This is a genomic window from Microvirga tunisiensis, assembly GCF_009296175.1.
Classification (GTDB): Bacteria; Pseudomonadota; Alphaproteobacteria; order Rhizobiales; family Beijerinckiaceae; genus Microvirga; species Microvirga tunisiensis.
The window spans coordinates 1-757 of record NZ_VOSK01000912.1 but is presented as its reverse complement, the minus strand read 5'-3'; the positions used below and the strand labels follow the sequence as shown (position 1 = coordinate 757).

Annotated in this window: 1 protein-coding gene; it reads right to left on the bottom strand. The window is 62.6% G+C overall.

The annotated features are described in order from the left end of the window. Positions 1–76 precede the first annotated feature (76 nt). Positions 77–757, bottom strand: a 681-nt coding sequence (locus FS320_RS44480; protein WP_244627788.1) for a recombinase family protein, incomplete at its 5' end; no start/stop codon positions are given.

Genomic DNA, 757 nt, shown 5'->3' with positions numbered 1-757 from the left:
CCTTCGCACTGCCGGATAGCAGCACCCAGGTGAATGGGGTCTTCTCTCGTATGAAGCACTCCTTCCTTATCAGGCCTTACGCTGCCAGAACCCAGGTGTGGTGAGCCTCTGGCAGCTCAGGTCGCACGGCGCCGGCATAGAGTGGATTGTGCAGGATCTGGACGACACTGTGATAAGCCGCCGCCTTCCAGATGAGCTTGCACACATCGACATTGCGCCGCACGACTGGCATCTTGATCGCCGCGTCCCTGAGCCAAAGGAAGACCTGGCGGGCACTGCCCACCTCCCGGAACTTCGCGAAGACCAACCGGATCGTGTCAGCAACATGCTCGTCAGGATCGATCTCGATCCGGCTCTCCTCGTTCCAGCAGAAGCCGGGCGGCAGCATAAACCGGAACTCACCGCGTTGCGCCTTCGCATCGCGGGCGGCGATCCCGCGCTGGCGCATCAGGCTCAGCTCGTATTCCGACATGGTACCCTTCAACCCCAACAGCAGGCGGTCGTTGACCAGCCGCGGATCGTACGTCCCATCGGGATCGATCACGAGCGAGCCGGCCAGTGCGCACAGATCAATCAGATGATGCCAGTCACGCCCATTGCGGGCCAAGCGCGACGCCTCGATACAATAAACGGCTCCGACCTCGCCGGAACAGACCAGAGCGACCAGCCGCTCGAAGCCCGGACGCTCGCTGCGGCCCGATCCGGAGCGTCCCAGATCATCGTCGATCACGGTGACCGAGGCAAAGCCCTTGGCCTG